This is a genomic window from Aliivibrio sifiae, assembly GCF_002954705.1.
Lineage (GTDB): Bacteria > Pseudomonadota > Gammaproteobacteria > Enterobacterales > Vibrionaceae > Aliivibrio > Aliivibrio sifiae_A.
Genome location: NZ_MSCO01000001.1, coordinates 838,740 through 856,602, shown reverse-complemented (window position 1 = coordinate 856,602; position 17,863 = coordinate 838,740). Strand labels below are relative to the sequence as shown.

The window sequence follows — 17,863 nt, the reverse complement described above, 5'->3', positions numbered from 1 at the left end:
ATAACGAGGTTTTTTTATTTATTCAAATTAAACTTGTTGAAGCAACGCTCTTTTCATTGGTTCTTGTAATAATGTCCAATGAACGCCTGATTCTGCTCCTGCAAATTTCCATAAAAGTTTTACATCCACATCACCGCCATAAGTCGTATTTACTTTTCTAAATACATCAACAGCACCGATTTCTAAAAAGGCATCAACATCAGGAACTCCTGATTTTTTTACCATTCTTTCTAGTGTTAATTGCATATTTGGCAAATCACGCAAACGACGATTCTCTTTTGATTTTTTAAACTCACGCTCTAAACGTGAATTTTCCATCACCTCTTTGATGATACTAAGCAATAAGGCTGGTTTCTTTTCAAAAAGCTCACTGATGTCAAAATAGTTAACTGTCGCGATTGTCGTTTTTTTCACGTGTTTAAAGCGTTCGCATCCTAATTTTTCAAACTGTTCATCGACTAATCCACCACCTCGAACATATAAGCGTCCTTCAGTGACTAATGAAAACATCGCATCTTCGGTAAACAAACCAACGCCACCAAACATCGAGCGTTTATTAAATTTTCCCAGTTTTTTTACAAAATTAAAAAAGCGTTCCTCTAAATGGTTCATCTCGATCTCCTTGATCTTAAACTTACGACCCCCGTCCCTGTCAGAAAATTGACATCAAGCAATTGAATATTAAACATACAATAAATAAGTTTCTAGCCTTTTTACATTAACTGCTGAATCTACAGCATATTCCTTAAGTCCGATCACATCTTTAAGTATTATTTTATGTAACAAACTAAGTTTTTCTTCAGGCTTCTATCACATTATAGTCTCACAACTTAACCTATCGATTCATTGATGAGGCTCACAAGATTAATTTACAACACCAATAATTTGACTCTTATTTATCTATTAATAATAACTTTTCTTCTTTCTGAAAGTAAAAAACCTTAATTTTTTCGCAAACGGTCTCATTTATTTGACTTTTTTCTTAGAAATCAGAAAAACGCTGTATGATTAACTCATTATTTTAAAATATGAATTAAGAATGACTCATTTATCGTTTTTCTGGCTGTCCCACGATAAAGACAAAGTACTGACTGCATTAAGAACTGAATTTAGTCGATTAGCGTCGAAAAGTATCTCATCAGGCAAAATAAAATTGCCTCCTATCCCTGATGTTGTACTGAAAATTCAAAAGTTATGTACTCTTGAAGGCACAGTAATTAAAGATGTCTCAGATACTTTATTAGAAGACCCAAGCCTAACAGCTATTGTTATACGCATGGCTAACTCCGTTGTATTTAATCGCAGAAATATTACCTGTACTGATGTTCTAACCGCCGTATCTCGATTAGGGATATTCCGTGTACGCGACATCGTTACAGCGCAAGCAATAGAACAGCTAAAGCATTCAAGTGATTTGAATAAAGAATGCAATGCACTGCTTCGTAAAAGTGCAGCACGCTCACGTGAATTCGCCGCAGTTATGACGATGATTTGCGAAGAGATGATAAATGAGAGTAAGGATACATCTCTTGATTATCTTGAACCCGAAAAAGCATTACTCACGGGTTTACTTGCCGATATAGGGCTTTTTTGCCTAGTAAACGAATATTATGACTACCTTGAGCAAGGGAATTATCTTGATCTTGAGTTAGCGATTTATATTTTTGACAATGAATGCAATGCAACTAGCTACCACGTGTTAAACCATTGGCAATTTGATGTCGATTTTTTAGCAGTAGCCACTAACGAAAACAAGGAAAAAGGCACTGAGCATCCGATTAATTATTTAGATATCGCACGTATTGCTAGCCACCTTTTAATGTTTAGAAATAAAGACGATGCCATTGATGAACACGAAATAGAAATTACACTTGAAGGCGCTGAAGCACTTTATACATTAAGTAATTTAACTAATAGTCAATTCAACAACCGCATTAAAGAAACACTAAGAAGCAGTGGCTTGTAATTAAATTACAATAAATCGAATAACTTATATTGATGTCATTTAGAAGCCTTGATATTCTCAAGGGCTTCTTCATGGACGAGATCGATAATCATGCTTTCTGGAATGCTATTTGTTTTTTTACCACTCGTATTTGGCTACTTAATTCCACTTCATTCTCAGAAGCCTCTTCAGCGAATTAATGCCGCAACAAGCCATTTAGTAACGATCATTCTTGCATTAATGGGGCTCAGCCTTGCTGCTTTGGATAACCTCGCCCAAAATTTAAATCAAATAATAACCATTACTGCTGTTTTCTTTATTTCTATTAGTTCTTGTAATTTAGCCGTTCTTCCTATTATGGACAAACTCTTCCCGCTTAATTCTGAAGGAAATAAAAATACGCTGCCTCTTTTTAAGATGATTTTAGAGTCAGCAAAACTACTACTCGCGGTTGCTGCAGGCTTAGTTTTTGGTTTACTCAGCGGAATTGACCTTACTTGGGTTGAAAATGCAAGCGAGCTAATTTTATTAGTTCTTCTTTTTCTTATTGGCATCCAGTTACGAAATAGTGGGTTATCACTTCGCCAAATACTTCTAAATAAACACGGAATAATTATTGCAGCCGTGATTTTATCAACCTCACTCATTGGTGGACTAATTGCTGCTCTCTTTTTAGATATTCCACTGAATCATGGATTGGCTATGGCATCAGGGTTTGGCTGGTACTCTCTGGCTGGGATCTTAATGGGGGACGCGCTTGGCCCCGTCTATGGTGGCGCTTCTTTTTTAAATGAACTAATGCGTGAGTTAGTCGCTCTTTTATTAATCCCGACGCTTATTCATCGTTATCCCGTCACTTCTATTGGTTATGCAGGCGCAACAGCGATGGATTTTACACTGCCGGTTATTCAAAACTGTGGTGGTATTCGCTGTGTTCCTATCGCTATTGTTAGTGGCTTTATTTTAAGTCTGTTAGTTCCTTTTTTAATGCTCTTTTTTGTGTCCTTATAATAAGTTCGTAGGGAGGCATCACATTGTGAGTTGTTTCAATTGCATTTAGTTATCTGATGCCTACAATCACATTCAATAATAATGATTCATTCTAAGGATTTGTAATGAAACTAGCTGCCCTTCTTCTACCATTCGCTTTGTTAACAACGTCTGCTCAAGCAGCTAATACGGAATGCCTAAGCAATCAATACAGTCAATATGTTGATGCCTCTTTAACTTGGTATAAAGAATTAATTTCAATTACGGTCAAAAAAGATCCTAATTTAGAAAGTGTCGGTAATTGGTTTTTAGAAGGACGCCAACATCACTTTGAGTTAAATCGTGCTGCAGTAGATTTTTATCTAAAGAATGATGCATCTAAAGTCAAAACAAACCAGTCTATTGAGTCTTGGTTACAGCTAGATCAAAAAGAGATAAAAACACTCGCTTCAAATAATGACGAGTTAGGAAAAATAGCAAAAGTGACTTTTGATGATCGCCAAGCTCAACCTCACAAACAAAACTATGAATTACGCTCAGCGTTTGCAGATATCCTAAGCCACCCTAAAGAAATTGAGGCTCCACTAAACGCATACAACCAAAAAATGAGCGAAATTAGTGAAATAAACTGCAAATAAATTGGTATTTATTTCACCAACAACACTAATTTGATACTAATTACCTCTATCAAAAATCGATGTGGCGCATTTTAAACAAGACATTTACGTGATTTTGTTCTAAATTGTGCCCTTATTCGTAGGTAAAGAGATCGCCCACTTTGCTTTTCAATCATCAACAGAATAGAACAGATACCATGGTAACAGACAACAAAACAGCGGATGCCAACCTAGAGAGCATGTTGCGAATTTTTACTGTTCCGGAAGCTCCCGATTCGACGCTTGGAAAAATTGAACAAGAACTCTCTCAAAATCTGAATAAATTCTTAAGAGAACATATCGTCGCTGAAGAAAAACCACTGACAGAAATCGAAAAAGATTTTACTGATTCTTCAATGCCAGAGTCTCCGACCTATGTATCAGAGCACACTGAGCACCTATTAGATACGGTAGTCTCTCAGTCTGTTCATACCTCAGCACCAAGCTTTATTGGCCACATGACATCTGCATTGCCTTATTTTTTAATGCCGTTATCAAAAATCATGATTGCCTTAAACCAAAACTTGGTAAAAATTGAAACCTCTAAAGCTTTTACGCCGTTAGAGCGCCAAGTACTAGGTATGCTACATCGCCTAATTTATGGTCAAAAAGACAGCTTCTATAATCATTGGATGCACAGTGCAGACCATTCTCTTGGTGCTTTTTGTTCTGGCGGGACTATTGCCAACATCACCGCATTATGGGTAGCAAGAAATCGCTTATTACAACCTGATGGAGAGTTTGAAGGCATTGCAAAACAAGGCCTTTTTGCAGCTCTTACTCATTATAAATGTAATGGGCTTGCTATTTTTGTTTCCGAGCGTGGTCACTATTCCGTTAAAAAAGCCGCGGATGTATTAGGCATTGGTCAAGATGGTGTTATTGCAGTAAAAACTGACAACAATAATCGTATCTGTCTGGCTGACTTAAACAAAAAAATTGCCGCCGTCAAAGAAAAAAACATTAAACCCTTAGCTATTATTGGCGTTGCTGGCACAACAGAAACCGGCACTATTGATCCATTACGCCAATTAGCACAAATAGCCCAACAAGAAGGATGTCACTTTCATGTTGATGCCGCTTGGGGTGGTGCTACATTAATGTCGAATACTTATCGACACTTACTTGATGGTATTGATCTAGCCGATTCAGTTACTATTGATGCACATAAACAGCTCTATGTCCCTATGGGTGCTGGAATGGTTATCTTCAAAGATCCTGAATTAATGTCATCTATCCAGCATCACGCTGAGTATATCCTCCGTAAAGGCTCTAAAGATCTAGGTCGTCACACACTGGAAGGTTCACGCAGTGGCATGGCAATGCTGCTCTACTCTTGCTTTAACGTAATTAGCCGTCCAGGCTATGAGCTACTGATTAATCAAAGCATTGAGAAAGCAAAATATTTTTCAGAATTGATCAAACAACAAGATGATTTTGAATTAATCTCTGAGCCTGAGCTATGCTTACTGACTTACCGATACGTTCCTAGTAATGTAAAGGCCGCTTTGTTACTAGCAACTGCTGAGCAACGAGCAGAATTATATGAGCATCTCGATAACCTGACTAAATACATTCAAAAAACACAACGTGAAACGGGTAAATCTTTCGTTTCTCGTACTCGTTTAACACCTGATGCTTATCAGTCTCAACCTACGATTGTATTTAGAGTAGTATTAGCCAACCCGCTAACGACTAAAGAAATTTTACAGAATGTACTTATCGAACAAAGAGAGATCGCTAGTAGCAGTGAGATTTCACTACCGCAGCTTATAAAACTCACCAATTCAATCCTCAAATAATTCATATATTTTCTAAAGCAGGTTGTTTTATCACAAGAAACAATCTGCTTTTTTGTAATTATGTTCCTTCAAGTCTGAAATTTAATCACACAAATTCTAGAAAAATAACGATAATCTCGTATTTATAAAAAAAACACTTTCAATTTGGAAAGTATTTTTAGAGTTCTGTCATACTATTGTTATAAAAATACAATCAAGAAGGGCATTTGTTAGAGACAAGCAACACAAACGTATATACTTAGATTAACTCGAATATTTATAGCTTTAACCAGAGTAAATCATGATTACTCTGGCTAAGGCTATAGCAAACAAATGTAGAAGAGCGCATATGAATACCATTGAGAAGATACAAAACAATTTAGACAACTTCAGTAAGTCAGAGCGCAAAGTAGCTGAAGTTATCATGGCTTCACCACAAACAGCCATCCACTCTAGTATTGCTACCTTAGCTAAAATGGCAGATGTCAGTGAGCCTACTGTTAACCGCTTCTGTCGTCGACTAGATACAAAAGGCTTCCCTGACTTCAAACTTCATTTAGCACAAAGCTTGGCAAATGGTACACCTTATGTGAACCGTAATGTTGAAGAAAATGACGGCCCAGATGCCTATACTCATAAAATTTTCGAATCAACAATGGCTTGTTTAGATGTCGCTAAAAATAGCTTAGATCCTATGCAAGTAAATCGTGCCGTTGATCTATTAACTCAAGCAAAAAAGATTTCATTTTTTGGTCTTGGAGCGTCCGCTTCTGTTGCTCATGATGCAATGAATAAGTTCTTCCGCTTCAATATTCCAATCACTTGTTTTGATGACATTGTAATGCAACGAATGAGTTGTATTAACAGTACAGAAAACGATGTTGTTGTACTAATTTCTCATACTGGACGCACAAAAAGCTTAGTTGAAGTAGCAGAACTTGCGAAATCAAACGGCGCAACAGTTATCGCAATTACAGCGAAAGACTCCCCCCTTGAAAAAATGGCGTCACTTGCGATTTGTTTAGATGTTCCAGAAGATACTGATGTTTATATGCCAATGGCAAGTCGTGTCGTACAAATGACAGTGATTGATGTATTAGCTACGGGCTTTACATTACGTCGTGGGGCTGGCTTTAGAGATAATTTGAAACGTGTTAAAGATGCACTTAAAGACTCTCGCTACGAAAAAGATAATTCACACTGATTTCTTTTTAGTATCCTACTGTACCTTAAGAACTGGCCAATTTGCTGGTTCTTTTTTTATAAAGCTTATTGATTTCATTCATTTTCCTTCCTTATAATCAAACAGACTAACCGATAGGTTTTAACTATTAATCAAAGAGGCAAAACCATCTTTACTTTGTTTACATCAACAGGCATAGTGTACCTATTGATTGCGAGTAATACGCATCCCTTACTATTTGGAGTAAAGCTATGTTTGTTGTAATTTTTGGTCGTCCTGGCTGTCCATTCTGTGTTCGTGCAAAGGAGCATGCTGAAACACTAAAAGAAAAACGTGAAGATTTTAACTACCGCTATGTAGATATTCATGCAGAAGGGATTTCAAAAGCAGATTTAGAAAAAACAGTAGGTAAGCCTGTTGATACTGTTCCTCAAATTTTCATCGGCCAAGACCATATTGGTGGCTGTACAGAATTTGAAGCGTATGCAAAAGAAAACCTAGGCCTTTTTGATTAATCTATAGCCTATACCAATGTATTTTAAATCACCGCTCTTTAGCGGTGATTTTTTTTCATTTTATTTATAAATATGGTTATACATTAGCCATTTTTAAGTTAGACTTACATCACATTTTCTTCTTCCATATTTCAGGCAAAATACAGTGAACATTGATGTTGCGACCTTGTTATCGCAAAACGATATATTACTTTTATTCGTTGTTCTCGCTCTTGGCTTATTTATCGCTAAAGTTAAAATCGGTAGCTTTCAATTAGGCAGCTCTATTGGTGTTCTTATCACCGCCCTATTTATGGGAAGTCTCGGCTATACCTTTACTGCTGATTCACTCAATATTGGTTTCATGCTGTTTATTTTTTGTGTTGGCATTGAAGCTGGTCCAAACTTCTTTGGTATATTCCTTCGTGACGGTAAGCATTATTTATTGCTTGTATTAGTTGTCTTAATCTCTGCAATTTCTCTTAGTTTCTTAATCGATCATTACTTCAAATTAGACTACGGTCTTTCTACTGGAATGATGGCAGGCGCTCTGACTGCAACGCCAGTGTTAGTGGGTGCAAAAGATGCCTTAAATTCAGGTTTAGCCGTTTTGCCTGAAGGTGTCGATTTCAGTAAAGTAATTGATAACCTCAGTGTCGGTTATGCTTTCTCTTATCTTATTGGTTTAACAAGCTTAATTTTATTAGCTCGATTACTTCCACAGTTACAAAAACAAAACCTACAAGACAGTGCAATGCAAATTGCTCAGGAACGTGGTATAGGCAGCGCAGGTCAACGAAAAGTCTATTTACCAATCATTCGAGCTTATCGTGTTGGGCAAGAACTAATCGATTGGACTGATGGAAAAAATCTCCGCGAGCTCGGTATTCACCGTCAAACTGGTTGTCACATTGAGCGTATTCGTCGCAATGGTATTCTTGCTAACCCAGATGGCGACTATATCCTTCAACAAAGTGATGAAATTGCTTTAGTAGGTTACCCAGATAGTCATGCTCGTTTGGATCCAAGCTTTAGAAACGGTAAAGAAGTATTTGACCGCAACCTATTAGATCTACGTATCGCGGAAGAAGAAATTGTTGTAAAAAATGACAATATTGCAGGTAAACGTCTTTCGGAATTAAACCTTTCAGAATACGGCTGCTTCTTAAACCGTGTTGTTCGTGCTCAAATTGAAATGCCAATTGAACATGATATCGTGTTAGCTAAAGGGGACATTCTTCAAGTCAGCGGTGAAAAAAGCAAAGTTCATCATATTGCCGATAAGATTGGTTTCATCTCTATACACAGCCAGGTTTCAGATTTATTAGCTTTCTGTAGTTTCTTTATTCTTGGCATTATGTTCGGCATGATCACCATGAGCTTTGGGCAAGTTACTTTTGGTTTAGGTAATGCAGTTGGCTTATTGATCTCTGGTATCACCTTAGGCTTTTTAAGAGCAAATCACCCTACTTTTGGTTATGTACCTCAAGGAGCTCTTAATATGACCAAAAACCTTGGTTTACTGGTTTTCATGGTTGGCATTGGTCTTAGCGCTGGTGGTAACATTGTTGAATACTTCTCTGAAGATGGTTTAAAAGTATTAGCGGCTGCTCTCATTGTCAGTGTCGTTCCTGTAATACTTGCCTATCTTGTTGGTGCTTATATTTTAAATATGAACCGCGCATTGCTGATAGGTGCCATCATTGGTGCTCGTACGTGTGGCCCAGCAATGGATGTTGTAAATGAACACGCACGCAGTACAATCCCTGCGCTTGGTTATGCAGGTACTTATGCCATCGCTAATATCTTGATGACCGTTGCTGGTACTATAATGATCTTACTGGCTTAACTAATTTATACTGATGCCATTAATGAAATTGGTATAATAATCCATAGCCAATAAAAAACCCCAGAATGATAATTCACTCTGGGGCTTTATTTTATCTGTAATTAATTACCTCAAGGGCATTAATTAGATATCAGCAACATCAAACTCAACAATTGGGTTTACGTCTGCGTCGTAATCAACACCATCAACGCCAAAACCAAACAGTTTTAAGAACTCTTCTTTATATTCAACGTAATCAGTTAAGTCTTTTAGGTTCTCAGTCGTTACTTGAGGCCATAACTCACGACAATGCTTTTGAATGTCTTCACGTAATTCCCAATCATCTAAACGTAGACGGTTTTGGTCATCAACTTCAGGAACTGAACCATCTTCTTTATATAAACGTTGGCTAAACATACGTAGGATTTGCTCTTGGCAACCTTCATGTACGCCTTCTTCACGCATTTTCTTAAATACCATTGCGATATAAAGAGGCATAACAGGGATAGCTGAACTTGCTTGAGTTACAACTGATTTAAGAACAGCAACATTTGCAGTGCCACCTGTCGCAGACAATTTCTCGTTTAGCGCTGTCGCTGCGCGATCTAAATCCATCTTCGCTTTACCTAGCGCGCCATCCCAGTAGATAGGCCATGTAAGCTCAGTACCGATGTAGCTATAAGCAACAGTTTTACAACCATCAGCCAGAACGCCTGCATCAGATAATGCATTCATCCATAATTCCCAATCTTCACCGCCCATTACCGTTACAGTATCTTGGATTTCTTGCTCTGTTGCTGGCTCAACCGATGCTTCAATAATCGCATCTTTATTTGTATCAACAGCAGTTGCAGTATACGTTTCACCAATTGGTTTTAGTGAAGAACGAATAACTTCACCCGTTTCAGGCATTTTACGTACTGGAGAAGCCAGAGAGTAAACCACCATATCAATCTGACCTAAGTCTTCTTTGATTAAGTCGATCGTTTTCTGTTTTGCTTCATTAGAGAAAGCATCGCCATTCAAACTTTTTGAGTAAAGACCTTCTTCTTTAGCAAGCTTGTCAAAAGCAGCCGAATTATACCAACCTGCAGTACCTGGTTTTTTCTCTGTCGCCGCTTTCTCAAAGAAAACACCGATAGTTGATGCACCGCCACCAAACGCAGCAGTAATGCGAGAAGAAAGACCATAGCCACTTGAAGAACCCACAACTAATACACGCTTTGGTGCATTAACAATTGGGCCTTGCGCTTTAGTTAGGGCGATTTGCTCTTTCACGTTGTTCTCACAACCAACTGGGTGAGTGGTTGTACAAATGAATCCACGAATTCTAGGTTTGATGATCATGTTCAACTTTCCTTTTAATAATTACCTCTAGGATAAAAGGTTCTTATCCAGTTCGCATCCCATTTATGACAATTTTTGTCAAAATAGTGAGTGGTTGGAGGTGTCAGAATATATTTTAATAAAAAATAGCATTATCTTCGTATTTTTTTGAACTATCTAAATAAAGTGAAGTCTGATGTTATGTTCATAATTCCACTGCTTTTTCTTGATTGATTCAAGTAACCCGTTATCTCGCTTTTAGCGCTTATAGATAACGGGTTTTTCTTTTTTAGTCATTATAAAAAAGAAACATAAAAAAGTTGAACTAACTTAAATATCGTAAGTCTGAATAAGTACCCGTTGATGATTAATGATTGAAATTTAGCAGGCCGCCAAGTTTTTTTATTATCAACTGCATAGCTTTTTCATAATTCCTATATTCCTTTTGCCCATTCATTTGTTTGGGCTTTTTTTTGTCTAGCGTTTAGCCGCACAATATTAACTTAGACAAAAAAATACCCCGCCTAAGCGAGGTACCTATTTTAACTTAACGATTCATTATGCTTTTTTAGGTAGGCTAATGTGCAATAGAACATAACCAACCACTGCTGCTAGAGTAGACCCCATCAAGATGCCCAGTCGAGCGAGCTTATCAAACTCAGGATTCACACCACCAAACGCCAGTGATGAGATAAAGATCGACATTGTAAAACCAATACCACAAAGAACTGAAACCGCGAAGATATGCTTCATGTTTACGCCTTTAGGTAGCTTAGCAACCCCTGATTTCACAGCAACATAACTAAAGCTAAAGATACCTAATGGTTTACCAAGGAACAGACCTAACGCAACACCTAATGGTAACGTTGTTGTTAAACTGTCTAATGATACGCCTTCTAATGAAATACCCGCATTAGCAAATGCAAACAAGGGTAAAATAGCAAATGCAACATATGGATGTAATGCATGTTCCATGTGTTTCAATGGAGAACGTTCGCCTTTGTTACCTTTGAGTGGAATAGCAAAACCAAGAACAACACCAGCTAAGGTAGCGTGAACACCAGATTGAAGTACACTTACCCACAAGATAAAGCCAACCAATAAATACCAACGGATCTTCGATACGTGCTTCGCGTTTAGTAAGAATAGAATCCCTGTCATAATAAAGCCAATCACAAGCGCTAAGATAGATAGATCACTCGTATAGAAGAAGGCAATAATTACCACAACACCAAGGTCATCAATAATTGCTAGAGCAAGTAAGAATACTTTTAAGCTCACAGGGACACGATTACCAAGTAATGCCATAATACCTAAAGCAAACGCAATGTCCGTTGCTGCAGGAATAGCCCAACCAGAAAGCGCTTCTGGATCACTCATATTAAATACGACATAAACCAGTGCTGGTGCAAGCATACCGCCCACTGCAGCAATTGCAGGGAAGATAGCCGTTTCTTTAGATTTTAAAGCACCTTCAAGTAGCTCTCTTTTTACTTCTAAACCAATAAGGAAGAAGAAGATAGCCATCAAACCATCATTAATCCAATGCGAAACAGACATACCACCAATATAGGTATGTAAAAAAGTATCGTACATTGGAGCAAAAGAAGAGTTTGCAATCATCATTGCGATCGCCGCTGCAATCACTAATAGAATCCCACCGGCGGATTCTAGTTTAAAAAAATTCTTAATAACATCACTCATAAGATGTCCTTCACTTATAATTATAGTTTACGGAAAAACGAAAAAGAAAGTCTACCCGTTGTTTAAGATCAAGAATAATCGCTTGTTCAGAGTGAATAGTTCGGAAATACCGAAGTATTCACCACTATACTCTTATTTATTCGCATCGATAATACCGTCCTTGTATCAATACCCTGTTAATTGCATAAACCCCGTAGCTTCATTAGAACCAGTCGTAGTTATCGGCCCTTGCCAATAAGGAATATGCGTATCGAGCCACTGCTCGTTTCTTACTACTTGTGTTGTTAAATTAATATTATATTTTGGAACATTGATTATCCATTCTAATGGCAATTTGCGCCCATTACTTAACTCCCGAGCAGGTAACGTTTGTAGTGTAAAATCAGAATCATCTAACGCTACAGAATTACCATTTTTATATAATAAAGCACCATATTTATATGGCATTTGACCCGTATGTCTATACTGCGTAACTAATAACTTACGATTCTGGTCTAAATTAATAATAAACCAATCCCATCCTTGCTGGTACTCGTCTAAAAATCCGCTTGCCCATTCATGCTCTAAGATCGCCCTGCCAGAAATCGTATAGACCTCATTACCTAACATAATATTTCCACGCACAGTAAGAAAGGGAACAATGTATTCATAAGAAGCAATTGGAAGCAAATCGTGCTTTTTAGAGTAACCTTTTTCACCTAATGGAATGGGATCACTGTTTGAATTAATCGATAATTTTAATGAAAAATCATTTGATACAGCCGACAGTAAACCAGGAAAAGGACTCTTCCCTAAACTTCGCCATTGCCAATCATCAATCCACACTCGATATGGGCGCTTGTTAATGCCCGCTTGCCCAATACCACCTCTAGCCAAGCGTTCACCCACCCACTTTTTATTCTTGGTTGTAATCACAACTTTAGCGATATATAAACGAGGGTCTAGCCACCCTTTCGTTTCTCTATCATCGCTTGAAACTCTAAACATCGTCCATTGAATACCAACACTGTCACCACGTTGATTAATGGCATTAACCGTCATTGCCCATTTTTCATGCTGAAAGCCTGCGTGCTCATAATAATCTTTTGGAAAGCTTAACCCTGAATTAGGGAGAACAGGATTAAAATAGAAATTATTCGACTGTGCAAAAATTGAGTTAATCTCATTATTCCCTTCCGTATCGACACCTTTCCAATTCACATAATAGGCAATCGCAGAGCCTAAAATAAGAACGACAATAAAAAGCGATATCCTTATACTACTTTTATTCATATGATTTGGCTGCATTATAAGGATTCCCTTAATGAAACAATAGCTTGCCGTTTCGTCACTCTCCAGATCGTAGCCGCACCAGCTAATGTTAGAGCGAGCAATGTCCAAGAAAATGTCGTGAGGTATTCTAGCGGAAAATAATTAATTTCCATCGTCCAACCAAACGCATATTTCATTACGATATCAATTAATAATTGAGAAAGCACAATTCCCAATGGCAAAGCAATTAACATGGTAAACAGTCCAATCATTAATAATTGTAAACCGCCTAATAATACTAATTCTTTCCCTGATAAGCCTAAACATCTTAATAATGCAGTTTGCCTTTGTCGTGATACCTCACCAACTAAAGTGGCAAAAAACAACCCAAATACAGCGATAACGAGAGTTAAATTACCCAAGGTGCCAGTCACAATAAAGGTACGGTCAAACACTCTCATCGCTTGAGTTTGAATATTATTATTATCACTGACTTGCTCAATCGGTAGTCTGTATTTTTTCAAAATCCGGCCGATCAACTCCGTCCGTTTTTCCTTATCAGTTAAAACAACCCCTATTCCTGTCTTACCTTGCCCACCAAAAACTTTTAGCCAAGCATGGTGAGAAAGTAATAATTGGTTATAAGGGTTACCGTAATCATAATACACACCGGAAATCTTCCAATTATCCCCCATAGGCGTAGGTAAATCTAAATGATCCCCCGGCTTTAAATTCCATTTCAGCGCCATCGACTCGCTGATCAACACGCTTCGCTCATGATGAAGTGAATACCAAAATTCAGGGATAGCCACCTTCATTGTCAACGCACTTTTTTCACCTAAGGTTGATCCTGTACTTAAAATTTCTAATTTCCCATACTCTGTCTGATAATCAATGGTCCATTGCCTCCAAACCGATTCAACTTCAGGTTGTTTCTCTAACCAATAACTGATCCTACTCGCAGAAGCTTTACTTGGTTGAATATAAACATCAGCAGCAAGACGCTGCTCTAACCAGTTATTCGTCGTTGCTCTAAAACTTCCGACCATGGTTTCCACGCCAATATTAGAAGCCAGAGCCAACATAAAGGCCATAGCTGCAACACCACGATAACTTAAACTTGCCGCAGAATCTGAGAAAAACCAACGGGCTTTTGCTGATGGCAATCGATAAGACAACCAATCAAAAAGCTTCCAAAGTATAAAAGGCGTTAACAAGCCCACACTGATCATTAAGAAACCAATTAACATAAATCCATTTTCATGGCTATGAGGTAATAAATTCATTAAATAAGCAGCAATACAAAAGACACAAGCCACAATAGCTTGAACTTGAAACTCTTTACCTGCAAAACGTGCTAAAGATAGACGTGCAGTTAAACGGATTGGTTCTGTACTGAGTAAGCGATAAAGCGGCCAACCACAGGCTAAAACACAGCCTAAAACTGCCATCCATAGACTTTGGTAACTCCAACTCCAACTCCACGTGACCAATAAATCCACATCAGCGTTATATAAAGAGTACAAACTGTTTGATACCGCAGGGATTAATTGATTCGCGAGTAATAATCCAAAAAAGTTACCGCTTATCCAGCCAATGATCGCCCATAAACCAACTTCAAAGCTCATCGCTACAATGAGTTCTTTTGTCGAAACACCGATTTGTCTAAGCGTACCAACCAATGGCTGTCTTTGAACAAAAGAAAGCGACATTGCTTGATAAAAGATAAATAAACCAACCACAAAAGAGAGCATTCCCATCGCTAATAGATTGGTATGAAACGCTTTAGTTAATGCTGTTAATCCTGATTCTTTATGTGTTTCTAGTTGCAACCCTCTAGGTAACATTCTCTCTAAACGGTCAGTCTGACTTTCAGACATTTCACCACAAAGAATAATATCAAACCCCGATTTGTGCCCTAGCATTTTAGTTAACGCAATATCAGAGAACATTCGAGAGCCAGATAAACGTTGAGCCTTATCAATAATAACAGGGCCAACCTTAGATTTATTTTGCAGCGTAATAGAGTCGCCATCGTCCAAGCCAAAATAAGAAGCAAGGGGTTGACTCACTAAAATAGGAAACGGAGGATGCATGAGTGCAAGCATATCGACCGTACTAGCAAGATTATTCGTCGATATTTGCATTAAAGCGACAGGATCGATACCAATTAACGAGATATCAATATCATCATCAGTCTCCAAATGTAAGGTTTGGATAGGCATACAAGAGGTATAACCGGCACGACGTAAATTAATATAAAACGCTTGAGGAATAGAGATATTTTCTTGAATAGCGCGAATACGATTAGGAAAAGGATTTGAAAATAATTTTTCGCCCGCACTGTAACTGTTTTTAGCGTGATGGTTTATCGCAAGAACACCAACAAGCAGTGCCACACCAAGTGTTAAGCCAAGCCATACTAAAAATATTTGTAGTGGATGTCGACGGTAGTGTCCAAGAAGTGCTTTAGCTACCGGAAATAACATTTAACTGTCCTCCCTGAAGCCTCACGAGTCCATCCATATGATTGGCTACTTTTTCACTGTGCGTAACCAACAATAACGTACAATGAAGATCACGAGATAAGCGAGTTAACAATCGCATTACCGCTTCAGCATTTTTTTCATCCAAGCTGCCTGTAGGCTCATCAGCCAACAATAATTTTGGTTCCATATACAAAGCGCGAGCAATTGCAGCTCGTTGCTGCTGGCCACCAGAAATTTCTTCAGGGTAACGACCCAATAAAGGCATAAGATCCAATGCTGAAATAATTTGACGCCATAATGCATCATCATCCCTCAACCCTTTGAGTTGACGGCAAAAACGAATATTATCAGCAACGGTTAACGTAGGGAGTAAATTAAACTGTTGAAAAACAAGTCCAATATTATTTCGACGATAGGACGTTCGAGAACTTTGCTTTGGCGAGTGCATAGAAAATCCAGCAAGATCGATCTCGCCGCTGTCTACACTGTCTAAGCCAGCAATAAGGTTTAAAAGAGTACTTTTGCCCGAGCCACTTTCGCCCATTAATGCAATTTGAGCGCCCTGCTCAATTGTTAATTCTGCCCCTTGAAGTATTGGATGAAACTCTCCGCCATCCAAATACCCTTTATTCAGGTTTGTCAGTGTTAACATGTACCCTCTCAAAAGATGTTTTGTGATATCGGTAACAGAATTTACACTATAACCCCTCTTTCAGAAAGCTTTTTATGCCCTTAAAACCCCCTGCTTACCGATACCAACCAAAAAACCATCTTTTCTTACGCATCTACCAGATTTTTAATCCATTTTTTAGATTTCATTCGATAAATTGAACCAAACCATTTCACTATTTCTTCCACCACAAACAGTGCATAAACGTACTCAGGAGGAAATCCTAAGAGTAATGCACCAATCGCAGCAATAGGTATCCCTATAAACCATTGCGAGACAATATCCTGATATAAGCAATATTTAACATCACCACCAGCACGTAATACGCCAACAATAGCCGTAAGAGGTACACTGCGGATCACAATGATAATGGCTAAAATTGCCATGAATTTCTCAGCTATGGCACGGGTATCCGCCGTTAATGCTGGGAACATATCTAAAATTTGATGCTGAAAAATCATCACAAATAAAGCAATAACAATACTCGTCATGACACTAAGTGCTAACACGCCCCAGCTTTGATAATAAACCGCTTCGTATTTTTTTGCGCCCAACTGATTACCAATGAGCACTGACGCTGCACCTGCGGCACCGATAAGGAAACTCAATGCTATCGATTCAATCGGAGAAATCACAGACAACGCAGCCAACCCTTGCACACCTGATTGACCCATAATGGCATGGTAAGTAAAGATACCCGCAGCCCATACTAAAAAGTTAAATGTTGTTGGCAAAGAAAGGGAAAGAAACTTAGAAATTTTAGGCCAATTCAACACCGCTTTTACTTCTTCTAAACCAAAGCTTAATAAATGCGAGCGACTATAGAGATAGCCATAAAGGAGCACAATTTCAATAACACCACTGATCAACGTTGCTAATGCCGCCCCTTTAATCCCCATAGCTGGCGCGCCTAAGTTACCAAAGATTAAGACCCAGTTAAAAAAGATGTTTGCAACAATACCAATGCCACTAAAAAACGTGCTGACCCCAGGCTGATGAATAGAACGCAGGCCAACTGCCATGCTACTGCCACAAGACACAACATACATGGTTAACGCGGTGATAAATAAATAATCAGCACCTAAATCGATAACTTCTTGAGAGTCTGTCGCCAGTGACATAATTTGATGAGGGATAAGTAAAAACAACACAACAGGGACTGTTGCCATTGCCATGCTTACCATCCAAGTCAATGCAGTACTTTGACGAACCCCTTCTTTATTTTGAGCTCCCCAATATTGAGCCGTTAATAGAGCACCACCAGTCGTTACCCCTACCAACATGATAGTCGTAACAAACGTCGCTCGGCTGGCAACACCAACCGCCGCAATCTCAGCTTCACCTAATTGACCAAGCATGAGAACATCAACTAATCCTCTGCTTGAAAACATGATATTTTGTAGAGCAATCGGGATTGCGATCATAATTAATCGCTTAAGAAAATCACCCCGAGTATGACCAATGACATTAGCAAGAAAAACAGACATGAAGAACCTCAAATAAACAACAAATTAACCATTTGCACTACACAAGATCCATTAGGTAT

The 17,863-nt window shown here is 38.3% G+C and carries 14 protein-coding genes; 7 read left to right on the top strand and 7 right to left on the bottom strand.

The annotated features are described in order from the left end of the window. Window positions 1-27: 27 nt before the first annotated feature. Entirely contained in the window at window positions 28-612 is a 585-nt protein-coding gene (locus BTO22_RS03885) for a TfoX/Sxy family DNA transformation protein (RefSeq protein WP_105054356.1), read from the bottom strand. 427 nt (window positions 613-1,039) lie between these two features. Here BTO22_RS03885 and BTO22_RS03880 point away from each other — a divergent pair, with 427 nt between their 5' ends. The 7 genes from BTO22_RS03880 to BTO22_RS03850 all read left to right on the top strand — a co-directional run bounded on the left by BTO22_RS03880 (window position 1,040) and on the right by BTO22_RS03850 (window position 8,898). After that, window positions 1,040-1,966, top strand: coding sequence for an HDOD domain-containing protein (locus BTO22_RS03880; RefSeq protein ID WP_105054355.1), 927 nt, complete (start codon window positions 1,040-1,042; stop codon window positions 1,964-1,966). A gap of 90 nt (window positions 1,967-2,056) precedes the next feature. Next, window positions 2,057-2,956: a lysine exporter LysO family protein gene (locus tag BTO22_RS03875; protein WP_105054354.1), complete on the top strand. Its 900-nt coding sequence runs from the start codon at window positions 2,057-2,059 to the stop codon at window positions 2,954-2,956. A gap of 104 nt (window positions 2,957-3,060) precedes the next feature. Continuing rightward, window positions 3,061-3,573: a hypothetical protein gene (locus BTO22_RS03870; protein WP_105054353.1), complete on the top strand. Its 513-nt coding sequence runs from the start codon at window positions 3,061-3,063 to the stop codon at window positions 3,571-3,573. Window positions 3,574-3,749: 176 nt separating this feature from the next. Continuing rightward, window positions 3,750-5,393: a pyridoxal-dependent aspartate 1-decarboxylase PanP gene (gene panP, locus BTO22_RS03865; protein WP_105054352.1), complete on the top strand. Its 1,644-nt coding sequence runs from the start codon at window positions 3,750-3,752 to the stop codon at window positions 5,391-5,393. Window positions 5,394-5,721: 328 nt separating this feature from the next. Continuing rightward, on the top strand, window positions 5,722-6,576 hold the full coding sequence (locus BTO22_RS03860) for a MurR/RpiR family transcriptional regulator (protein ID WP_105054351.1): 855 nt from the start codon (window positions 5,722-5,724) through the stop codon (window positions 6,574-6,576). A 230-nt stretch (window positions 6,577-6,806) separates the two neighbouring features. Next, window positions 6,807-7,070, top strand: a complete 264-nt coding sequence (locus BTO22_RS03855) for a GrxA family glutaredoxin (protein WP_105054350.1) — start codon at window positions 6,807-6,809, stop codon at window positions 7,068-7,070. Between the two features lie 145 nt (window positions 7,071-7,215). After that, window positions 7,216-8,898, top strand: coding sequence for an aspartate:alanine antiporter (locus BTO22_RS03850; RefSeq protein WP_105054349.1), 1,683 nt, complete (start codon window positions 7,216-7,218; stop codon window positions 8,896-8,898). Window positions 8,899-9,021: 123 nt separating this feature from the next. On the opposite strand, the gene fabV is transcribed toward BTO22_RS03850, so the two are convergent. From fabV to BTO22_RS03820, 6 genes are all read right to left on the bottom strand, one after another. Then, the gene (fabV, locus tag BTO22_RS03845) at window positions 9,022-10,224 is read right to left on the bottom strand and encodes an enoyl-ACP reductase FabV (protein WP_105054348.1); all 1,203 of its coding nucleotides are present in this window, start codon (window positions 10,222-10,224) and stop codon (window positions 9,022-9,024) included. Window positions 10,225-10,761: 537 nt separating this feature from the next. Further along, window positions 10,762-11,907 (bottom strand): Na+/H+ antiporter NhaA, encoded by a 1,146-nt coding sequence (gene nhaA, locus BTO22_RS03840; protein WP_105054347.1) that lies wholly within the window; start codon window positions 11,905-11,907, stop codon window positions 10,762-10,764. Between the two features lie 165 nt (window positions 11,908-12,072). Next, a complete protein-coding gene (locus BTO22_RS03835) occupies window positions 12,073-13,194 on the bottom strand; it encodes a lipocalin-like domain-containing protein (protein ID WP_105054346.1) in 1,122 nt (373 codons plus the stop codon). Then, the gene (locus BTO22_RS03830) at window positions 13,194-15,647 is read right to left on the bottom strand and encodes an ABC transporter permease (protein WP_105054345.1); all 2,454 of its coding nucleotides are present in this window, start codon (window positions 15,645-15,647) and stop codon (window positions 13,194-13,196) included. The genes BTO22_RS03835 and BTO22_RS03830 overlap by 1 nt, the downstream gene beginning before the upstream one ends. After that, complete coding sequence (locus tag BTO22_RS03825; RefSeq protein WP_105054344.1) at window positions 15,628-16,299, bottom strand: ABC transporter ATP-binding protein; 672 nt, start codon at window positions 16,297-16,299, stop codon at window positions 15,628-15,630. The genes BTO22_RS03830 and BTO22_RS03825 overlap by 20 nt, the downstream gene beginning before the upstream one ends. A gap of 125 nt (window positions 16,300-16,424) precedes the next feature. Then, window positions 16,425-17,804: an MATE family efflux transporter gene (locus BTO22_RS03820; protein WP_105054343.1), complete on the bottom strand. Its 1,380-nt coding sequence runs from the start codon at window positions 17,802-17,804 to the stop codon at window positions 16,425-16,427. Window positions 17,805-17,863: the final 59 nt, after the last annotated feature.

Coding starts and splice junctions, on each gene's coding strand:
- BTO22_RS03820 (WP_105054343.1), bottom strand. CDS start 17,804: ATGTCTGTTTTTCTTGCTAATGTCATTGGTCATACTCGGGGTGATTTT.
- BTO22_RS03880 (WP_105054355.1), top strand. CDS start 1,040: ATGACTCATTTATCGTTTTTCTGGCTGTCCCACGATAAAGACAAAGTA.
- BTO22_RS03825 (WP_105054344.1), bottom strand. CDS start 16,299: ATGTTAACACTGACAAACCTGAATAAAGGGTATTTGGATGGCGGAGAG.
- BTO22_RS03835 (WP_105054346.1), bottom strand. CDS start 13,194: ATGCAGCCAAATCATATGAATAAAAGTAGTATAAGGATATCGCTTTTT.
- BTO22_RS03885 (WP_105054356.1), bottom strand. CDS start 612: ATGAACCATTTAGAGGAACGCTTTTTTAATTTTGTAAAAAAACTGGGA.
- BTO22_RS03855 (WP_105054350.1), top strand. CDS start 6,807: ATGTTTGTTGTAATTTTTGGTCGTCCTGGCTGTCCATTCTGTGTTCGT.
- BTO22_RS03870 (WP_105054353.1), top strand. CDS start 3,061: ATGAAACTAGCTGCCCTTCTTCTACCATTCGCTTTGTTAACAACGTCT.
- BTO22_RS03860 (WP_105054351.1), top strand. CDS start 5,722: ATGAATACCATTGAGAAGATACAAAACAATTTAGACAACTTCAGTAAG.
- panP (WP_105054352.1), top strand. CDS start 3,750: ATGGTAACAGACAACAAAACAGCGGATGCCAACCTAGAGAGCATGTTG.
- BTO22_RS03830 (WP_105054345.1), bottom strand. CDS start 15,647: ATGTTATTTCCGGTAGCTAAAGCACTTCTTGGACACTACCGTCGACAT.
- BTO22_RS03875 (WP_105054354.1), top strand. CDS start 2,057: ATGCTTTCTGGAATGCTATTTGTTTTTTTACCACTCGTATTTGGCTAC.
- fabV (WP_105054348.1), bottom strand. CDS start 10,224: ATGATCATCAAACCTAGAATTCGTGGATTCATTTGTACAACCACTCAC.
- nhaA (WP_105054347.1), bottom strand. CDS start 11,907: ATGAGTGATGTTATTAAGAATTTTTTTAAACTAGAATCCGCCGGTGGG.